The sequence below is a fragment of the Microcoleus sp. genome (assembly GCF_049646505.1).
In the GTDB taxonomy this organism is placed as follows: domain Bacteria; phylum Cyanobacteriota; class Cyanobacteriia; order Cyanobacteriales; family Microcoleaceae; genus Microcoleus.
In genome coordinates, this window is record NZ_JBARVX010000270.1 from 1 (window position 1) to 7,748 (window position 7,748).

General features: G+C 45.7%; 12 protein-coding genes. 5 read left to right on the top strand and 7 right to left on the bottom strand.

The window, feature by feature from the left end; all coding sequences use genetic code 11:
- Window positions 1–591 (bottom strand): PAS domain-containing protein (locus WBA89_RS14585; RefSeq protein ID WP_424407553.1); only part of this gene is annotated, 591 nt, incomplete at its 3' end.
- 200 nt (window positions 592–791) lie between these two features.
- On the opposite strand from WBA89_RS14585, the gene WBA89_RS14590 reads away from it, so the two are divergent.
- Together WBA89_RS14590 and WBA89_RS14595 are read left to right on the top strand one after the other, a co-directional pair.
- Complete coding sequence (locus WBA89_RS14590) at window positions 792–1,001, top strand: hypothetical protein (protein ID WP_424407555.1); 210 nt, start codon at window positions 792–794, stop codon at window positions 999–1,001.
- On the top strand, window positions 998–1,213 hold the full coding sequence (locus WBA89_RS14595) for a hypothetical protein (protein WP_424407557.1): 216 nt from the start codon (window positions 998–1,000) through the stop codon (window positions 1,211–1,213). Before WBA89_RS14590 ends, WBA89_RS14595 begins: the two co-directional genes overlap by 4 nt.
- 245 nt (window positions 1,214–1,458) lie before the next feature.
- Here WBA89_RS14595 and WBA89_RS14600 read toward each other — a convergent pair whose 3' ends face one another.
- Complete coding sequence (locus WBA89_RS14600; RefSeq protein WP_424407559.1) at window positions 1,459–1,950, bottom strand: N-acetyltransferase family protein; 492 nt, start codon at window positions 1,948–1,950, stop codon at window positions 1,459–1,461.
- A gap of 398 nt (window positions 1,951–2,348) precedes the next feature.
- Here WBA89_RS14600 and WBA89_RS14605 point away from each other — a divergent pair, with 398 nt between their 5' ends.
- Both WBA89_RS14605 and WBA89_RS14610 read left to right on the top strand, forming a co-directional pair.
- Window positions 2,349–2,588, top strand: coding sequence for an ISAzo13-like element transposase-related protein (locus WBA89_RS14605; RefSeq protein WP_424407573.1), 240 nt, complete (start codon window positions 2,349–2,351; stop codon window positions 2,586–2,588).
- 198 nt (window positions 2,589–2,786) lie between these two features.
- Window positions 2,787–2,894, top strand: a complete 108-nt coding sequence (locus WBA89_RS14610; protein WP_424407561.1) for an ISAzo13-like element transposase-related protein — start codon at window positions 2,787–2,789, stop codon at window positions 2,892–2,894.
- A gap of 278 nt (window positions 2,895–3,172) precedes the next feature.
- On the opposite strand, the gene WBA89_RS14615 is transcribed toward WBA89_RS14610, so the two are convergent.
- From WBA89_RS14615 to WBA89_RS14625, 3 genes are all read right to left on the bottom strand, one after another.
- Window positions 3,173–5,002 (bottom strand): CHASE2 domain-containing protein, encoded by a 1,830-nt coding sequence (locus tag WBA89_RS14615; protein ID WP_424407563.1) that lies wholly within the window; start codon window positions 5,000–5,002, stop codon window positions 3,173–3,175.
- 266 nt (window positions 5,003–5,268) lie between these two features.
- Window positions 5,269–6,375, bottom strand: coding sequence for a FecR domain-containing protein (locus WBA89_RS14620; protein WP_424407565.1), 1,107 nt, complete (start codon window positions 6,373–6,375; stop codon window positions 5,269–5,271).
- A gap of 420 nt (window positions 6,376–6,795) precedes the next feature.
- Window positions 6,796–6,984, bottom strand: a complete 189-nt coding sequence (locus WBA89_RS14625; protein WP_424407567.1) for a hypothetical protein — start codon at window positions 6,982–6,984, stop codon at window positions 6,796–6,798.
- A gap of 53 nt (window positions 6,985–7,037) precedes the next feature.
- Here WBA89_RS14625 and petP point away from each other — a divergent pair, with 53 nt between their 5' ends.
- Window positions 7,038–7,238 carry a cytochrome b6f subunit PetP gene (gene petP, locus WBA89_RS14630; RefSeq protein WP_424407569.1) on the top strand — a complete coding sequence of 67 codons (201 nt, stop codon included), beginning with the start codon at window positions 7,038–7,040 and terminating at the stop codon, window positions 7,236–7,238.
- A 101-nt stretch (window positions 7,239–7,339) separates the two neighbouring features.
- Here the strand turns inward: petP and WBA89_RS14635 are convergent, their stop codons facing one another.
- Window positions 7,340–7,567: a hypothetical protein gene (locus tag WBA89_RS14635; protein WP_424407571.1), complete on the bottom strand. Its 228-nt coding sequence runs from the start codon at window positions 7,565–7,567 to the stop codon at window positions 7,340–7,342.
- Between the two features lie 67 nt (window positions 7,568–7,634).
- On the bottom strand, window positions 7,635–7,748 hold a 114-nt coding region (locus WBA89_RS14640; protein WP_424407575.1), incomplete at its 5' end, for a 1,4-alpha-glucan branching protein domain-containing protein.

The following is a 7,748-nucleotide window of genomic DNA, read 5'->3' on the forward strand; positions in this document are numbered from 1 at the left end:
GCGGTGGTGTTCGGTTATGTCCCTGGCAAAAGAGAGAATTGAAACTACTTTTCCCTCTGCATCGATTAGTGCAGAATTATACCATTCGCAGTAAATTACCGAGCCATCTTTGGTATAGTTGCGGTTGCGGCAAATGCTGCGGGCTTCTTTGTTCTCAAACAGTTGATTCGTGACGGCAGACACTATATCGACGTCTTCTGGATAAACAATTGACCATTCCTGCCAGTGTTTGCCGATAACTTCTGCTGCGCTCCAGCCAAATATTTGTTCGGCCATTGCCGACCACCGCACTGCCCGACATTCGCTGTCCCATTCTATAACTGCCATTGGCGAGTTTTCTACATGAAATTCTAGCCGCGAGAGGGCTTGTTTCATTTTGGTTTTGAACTCCTGGCAGAGTTGCTTGGTCTCAGTAAAGCGATCGCCTATTGCCTGTGCGTTTACTGGGCAGGATTTGGCGAGTTCAGCTATAGTTTCTACTGTTTGTTTTTCGAGTTCGTTCCAAGCAAGTTCGAGGGCTGATTCCGCCTGCTCTAGCTCGCTGATGCTGTTGTTAAACAGTGGGGAACTTTCTACAGGAATTTCAGGCATATTTTTGATTGTTAGGAAAGTGTTATTTTGAGAATTAAAAATTAAAAATATGTAATTTGTTGTTACAATTATACAGTTTAAATATTTGATTTGTACGCCTAAGCTGTCGGACAAATAAACATTGTATGTTCAGGGCGGGCTCTCCTGCCCAACCCCTACTCCCCACAAGAAGGGGATTTTTTTTTTGACATTCAATTTAAATGCCGCAACAGTTTAGCCGGTGGTTGGAGGCGGGAGACGTGATGATACTTCTCCTGAAAAAGCCAGTAAGGGAGCAAGATGCCCTCCACAACAATTATCGGAGATGTCTGTTCAACACTGCTGATTCGAGGGTTTGCCGTGTCGATCGGCAATTGCGGGGCGATCGGGCTAAAACTCTCGTCACCGAAGTGCGGGCGGGTTCTGGGTGAGCCTAAGTATATTCTCGCACAGGGTTGTGGTTTGGGGGCGATCGAAAGGATACCGGGGCGAATCCGGCGCGCCGGCGTTGGGTGTGTCGCCCTTTCTCAGGAAAGCGGCGGCCCACAACCCACCATCCAAGCTGAATTATTTGGCGCAAGTTAATCAAAGCGGCTTGGGATGCGAGGGCGATCGGATTTCGGATAAGCTGGCCTGCATCTAATTTGTCTGGTAATTTTTATTTAAAGTCTTGTGGAGCGGGCCCCACTGATATCGTTTCCGGTTGCAAGAGGTCTAATAAAATCGAGTCAACAGTCAACAGTCAACAGTCAACAATTCCGGTATGAGTGCAACCGGAATTGATATGATTGTTCGATCGCCCTTTAACAGACAAATTAAATGCCGCCACAACTGACAAAGATTTTTCATCTTAAGTTGACACTTTCGGAAAGACTCTCGCCGAAATCCCTACAAACAACGCAAACCGAGAATTATCACATCTCTCTCAACCCCGTCAATTTCCGCGACTTGCGGCAGATATCCCCACTGCTGAAAACCAAATTTCTCGAACAATCTCAAACTCGGCTGATTGTGGGCAAAAATCATGCCGATCAGGCTTTTAATTTGCAATTCTGGACTCCTCACGATTGCCGATTGCAATAATTTTTGTCCGATTCCGCAGCGTTGGCGATCGGGCGCGACGTAGAGGCTAACTTCTGCTGTATGCTGATAGGCGGCGCGTCCGTAGAAAAGCTGAAAACTCAGCCAGCCAACAATATTTTGTTCTGATTCCATTACCCAAATCGGCCAGGAATTGGGAGGGTGCGATCTGTACCACGCGAGGCGGCTTTCTACTGAGACTGGTTCTAAATCTGCTGTGGCTATTCTGCCCGGTATTGCTGCGTTGTATATTTGAACAATTGCTGGCAAGTCGCTTTCAACTGCGGATCGGATTTTCATGGTTTGGTTGACTGTTGACTGTTAACTGTTAACTAACTAGGGTTTGCTGAATAATCGATCGCAAATCAAGAATAAGAGCGATCGATATATAGCCTTTCTCACAAAGATGAGGTGCTCTCGCGGGCATCGGCCCGCGCAGGGCCGAAGAGCATCGGCCCGCGCAGGGCCTAAAAGCATCGGGCTTAAAAGCATACCTCACCTTTGTGAGAATCGATATATTATGCTCGACATACAGTATAAATAAGCAGGCAATCCCGTTATTAGTTTTGATGCCAAAAAAAAGTTTTAGGTGATTTGTCTCGTCCCGACACTCTTTATACAACCAAATTTATTATTACTTTCTTGCCATATTTTTTGGAGTTTAGGTGGCGGAAAAGTGATTATACATAGAATTTGCGATTCCCAAAAACAATCGAGGTTATGTAACATTAGGTGACAGTAAGAATACCAGTGAATTTGCTTGTGAATCCATCAAACACTGGTGGAACAATTATGGAAAAACCGCCTACCCTAATGCCAATTCGATTTTAGCGAGGTGTGATGGTGGCGGCAGCAATAATTCTAATCATTGTATCTTTAAACAAGATTTACAAAAGTTATACCAATTTCATAAAGTTATGCTACTAGCGAAAGTTTGACTCCCCCCCTTTACAAGGGAGGGTTGGGGGGGTAGATATGTAGCGCTATTTTATAAATTTGGTATTAGCAGATGAAATCGAAATTGAACTCATAACTGCTCATTATAGCGGTTGTAAAAAAAGTGAGGTATGCCTTATGCCCGGTTTGGCCGCGGAGGCCTATGCCACACAGTACCTCATCTTTCTGAGAAAGGCTATATGTCTAAATATAATCCCATTGAACATCGACTATTCCCTCATATTACCAGAGCTTGTCAAGGAGTGATTTTTACTAATTTTTCATTCCTAATAATACCAAATTCATAAAATAGCGCTAGATATTACACCCCCCAACCCCCCCTTGTAAAGGGGGGGAGTCAAACTTTCAGTAGTAGCATAACTTTATGAAATTGGTATAACTAATAACTACTAACTAATATCGTTTTCGGTAGCATCGGAATGATTTAACCGCAGAGAACACAGAGTACACAGAGTCCGAGAATATATATCTGAATCATTCCGATGTTACCGGATTTGATATAACAACTAATAACTAACAACCAATAACCAATAACCAATAACCAATAACTAATAACTACTAACTACTAACTACTAACTGCTAACTCTTGCTTTTCGCCCAAAATAGCATAAACCACTGTCTCTTCTTTTTTACCCCGCAATTGAATCGATCCTACTTTTTTGCCTTCGTAGCGATCGCGCACGTAAGCAAAAGTCCTCCCCGTCACCAACAAATTAAAAGGACTATCAGAAACAATTTCCTTATTCATCGCCTCCAATCTAGCGGCTACGTTGACAGCATCGCCGATCACAGAATAATTCAAACGCCGGGAACCGCCCACGCTACCGGCAACTAACTGTCCGGTATGCAAACCAATACCAAACTTAATTAAAGGTTTGCGTTCAATTCTCAGCTTCAGGTTGATTTCGTGCAGCTTTTCGTGCATGGCGATGCAAGCTGCAACTGCATTCAAAGCATCTTGTTGAATTTCTGGATATTCTGTGTGGCAAAAAGGCACGCCAAAAACTGCCATAATTGCATCGCCGATGTATTTATCGACAACGCCGCCGTGATCCATAATACAGTCGGTCATCGCTTCCAAATAATTGTTCAGCCAGGTGAGCAAATCCCGCGCGGGCATTTTTTCGGAAATCGAAGTAAAACTGCGAATATCCATAAACAGCACTGTTGCTGTAAGTTCTTGAGGTTCGAGTTCTCCCTGTTCAAATATCTCCGCTTTGCGCTTCCAAATAAGCTGAGCAGTTTCGGGGGCGACGTGCTTTTCAAATAACCTCATTAACTGCTGTTTTTCGTATTGTTCCCGCAGTTGCAAAGCAGTGCCCGATAAAATTAAGGTGCCGATGGGTGCGGCAATGGGAATCCACCAAAAATAGTAGCCAAATAATACAGCAGCGGCGGCAATCCAAACGACAGGTAAACCGAGGGCGATCGCAATTCTCTCTTTAACACCTCGCTTTCCGAGAACCAAAGCAGTCAGCGGCCCAATTCCCAACAATAAAAAAAATTCTAACAGTACCGGCAGCCGCCGCAGCAAGCGTTGATTGAGCAAATTGTCAAGCAGCGCTGCATATAAATAAACCCCAGCCGTAGTTTTGTTGAGAGGTGTAGATATCTGGTCAACACCCGTAGCGACGAAGCCGACTAAGACTAATTTGTTTGCTAAAGCATTTTCAGGAATTCTACCTTCTACAACATCAACAAAAGCGTAGGTTGGTAGATTGTCTGTTTTCCCCGGCCAGTTAATCCAGACTTTTTGGTCTTGCATATTTTCTGGCTGCGGCAGCAATACAGGGTTTTGCGGGTTAGCAGCATTATACCTGTGAGCCATTGCTAAACCGAAATTAGGAATAGATCCCAGAAACATTGTTGAATCGCGGCTAATTCCGTCGCTGTTGGGTTCGTGCACGATGTGTCCGACACCGGCGGCGGCTGCTTTTAAAGATGCTACTGGTTCTTCTTTGGTGGTTCTCGGAAGTACAACTTTGCCGTTGGCGGCGATTGCCTCCGCTAAAATATCATCTTTCGGACTCGGATCGAGAAAAAGAATGTCGAAGCCAACTGCTGTGGGGGGAGATTTTTTGAGCGCCTGCAGCAGTTCGGCGTAGCGATTGCGCGGCCAAGGAAATTTACCGTATTCCTGCAAGCTTTGGGGTTCGATCGCAATTACGGCAATTCTCGCATCCCACCCCGGATTTGGCAAAAATCCCGATTGTCGAATTTGAAATAGCATTTTGTATCCCAAATAGTCTAGGGGTTTCCAGATTCCCAAGTGCAGCATGGTTACAGAAATTAGGCCTGCTACAGCGCCTGTCATCCAGGGAGGATTTGTGATTATATATTGCCGGAGGGCGATCGGTTGATGTTTGAGATGCTCAATCAATTTTTTGAACTTCATGCAATTAATTTGACACAATAATTGACATTTGAGTCCGAGGTTCGAGAAGATTTACCGTCATATTGTTTTACAATACCGCAAGGAAAAAGCGATCGCGCAAAGTTTCTTTATTTTGACTGCACAGATTCACCGCGAAATTCTCCGCCCGCAAACGAAATAATCCAGCCAATCGTCGCCGATTACTATAACAAAAAAGGATCGCGCGCGCGATCCAATCTTTGATCTGTCATTAGCTGCTGGGCTATCCTTACAGCTAGATAGGTTGTTTAAGGAACTGCAAGGCTGTAATGCCGTTCTCTGACGGAGGGGGATCGGACTACGATGTTGAGGCGGCGGCTGGGAGGTAAAACCCCTTGGATCTTGAATTTGCCCTCTCGATCGATCTTAATCGCTTCGTTGTTGACATAAATTATGTCGATCGGGTTAATTTGACCGCTGAGGCGATAGATATTGCCGCTGAGTCTGAACAAACTGCGGACTTTGAGTTCCGCTAGGCGAGGGCTCGCCGAGATGGGCGCGGGAGGAGATTGAGAGAAAACTGTCGTCGCGCTGCCGCCGTTGACAATGACTTCTGAGTCGGTGCTCCCGGATACTGCGACGGCACCTTCAATAGTTTCGACTGAGGTTTTGCCGTCGATGACGCTGACACCGAAGGAAGTGCCGCGGACTCCTGCCACGCCTTCGGGGGTTTCTACCCTGACAGGGGCGGTTCTGGCAGATTTTTTTTGTTGGGCAATTTGAATCGAATTTCCGAGTCCGCTGAAGGTATTGAGGGCGGCAATTTGGTTCGGCGGGATCGTTGTTGATGTGTTGGCTGCGGGAGTTGCAGCAGCAGTTTTGCCGATCGACAACCTGACTCGCCCCCTGCTGACAAAAATGGCTGTCTCTTTTTCGCCCTCTGCACTACCAGACAAATTGGATATTTTGACTGCGGTGTTTTCGGCAACTTCCACGATGCCGATGTTGTTGTCGATCGCGATCCTGGCTGTGGAATCTGCGCCGGTGATGATTTCGTCTCCGAGAGCTTCGAGCCGATCGCCCGCGGCTGCCTGCCGCCCTTTAAAGCTGACTTTACCGCGAATTTCTGTAATTTGGAGCGATCGTCGGGCCGATGTTCCCTGAGCGTTTGTGGTTGCTGCTGGGGATGGATTCGCCGCCGATTCTGCCGGATTTTTTCGATATTTTGAGTCGATCGGCTTTGCTGGCGGTCGAGGAGCTGAGACAATTTTAGTAAGGTTTGACTGCTGTTTGGGGGATGGAGAGGGCGGATTGGCGATCGCCGGGCTCCATGCCGGCAGACAGGCCAGCACAGCCAAGGACAAACTTCCGATCCCAATTTTGCTCGATCGCCAGCACGTAAAAATTTTCTTCATAATTTCAATTTTGTCATGTTGAAGTTCCTCAACTTCATTTCCTTTATTAGACTTCCTTAATCCGGCAATCGTTCCACTTTTTTTTCGATCTCAAACAGCAAAAAAAATAAGCTTTCTCAGCATTAAACTTTAGCATTAAATCTTCTGTTTGTTATCAAATTTTAGTAAACTGTTACAACCTGCAGGTTTACTAAATTCTGACATACAGCAAATTTAGCATACCAGACTCTAAGTCTTTTCCAGCAGGATATTGCGCGAATGTCAAGGTTATAGAACGAGTATTTATATATAGCCAATATATAACTTATTACTGCTGATGAATGCTTTTTGCATTCTGCCGGAAGGATGAATAATTGGGGAGAAATACTGTAATTGTGGCAGTTAATAAAAAGATTCTTTTTGCTAAGCAATAAAAAATAATTATCGGTAGCGGTGCGGCTGGGTCTGGCGAGTGAAGCTTGCTGCTGTGGAAGCGTAGCAAGTCGGCGCTCGCGATCGAGCAACTCCGACTAGAATACCGTCTTTTCGGAAAAGTTGGTGGAAATTTCGATCGAAAAATCGTCTGGAGCGATCGGTCTGCTGCTGTTGCTGTTCGATCGAGTCCGCCAAACTGTAAAATGGACGCTTGTATAGAGCTTATATAGAGCAGGAGAACAATTTCAGTGGCAATAGAAGTAGGTCAGAGAGTTAAGGTGCGCCGTCTCAGAGATCGGATACCTGCAAATATCGTGGGCAAGATCAAGCAGAATCCCGTCGGCACTGTTGACGGATTCAGAATGGTTGACGGCAGTGGAGTAGGCGTGATTGTGAAGTTTGACGGTTTTGCGACTTGGTTTTTTGAAGATGAACTAGAGCCGGTTTAGCAAAAGTCAAGCGTGAAGTTCGGCGTAGGCCCCCATGTACGGGATGTCAAGGATGCAACGGATGCTGAGGTTCGAGGTTCGAGAGAAGAAGGAAAATTTTTTCACACTCCCCTTCTGCCTCGCTCCCGTTCTCCCCTACTCCCGTTCTCTGACTGAGAGTTGCGGTGAAATGTTGAGTAGCAAGCTTGGGCGCGGACATAAAAACGTGCTATCTTTTTGTCCATAAAAAAACCCGCGCTGGCGGGTTTTAATTTGTTGGGAATTGGCTGGAAGTAAGAGCGGACTGGTAAGGGTTGGGCGGGTTGATAGAATTTGTCGATAATTATCAAATATTCAGGCGCGAAGAGCCCTTACAAAACTTGAAATAATACAAGTCTGGTGCTACCAGACTTGATATTAAAGCGATCGATAAACGCGATAGTTAATTTCGGGGAAGATGTTGTCAATCTCTTCGACCTTCTCCAACCAACCGGCATCGACTTTGCCTTCTTTCACTTCATCGTACAGCTT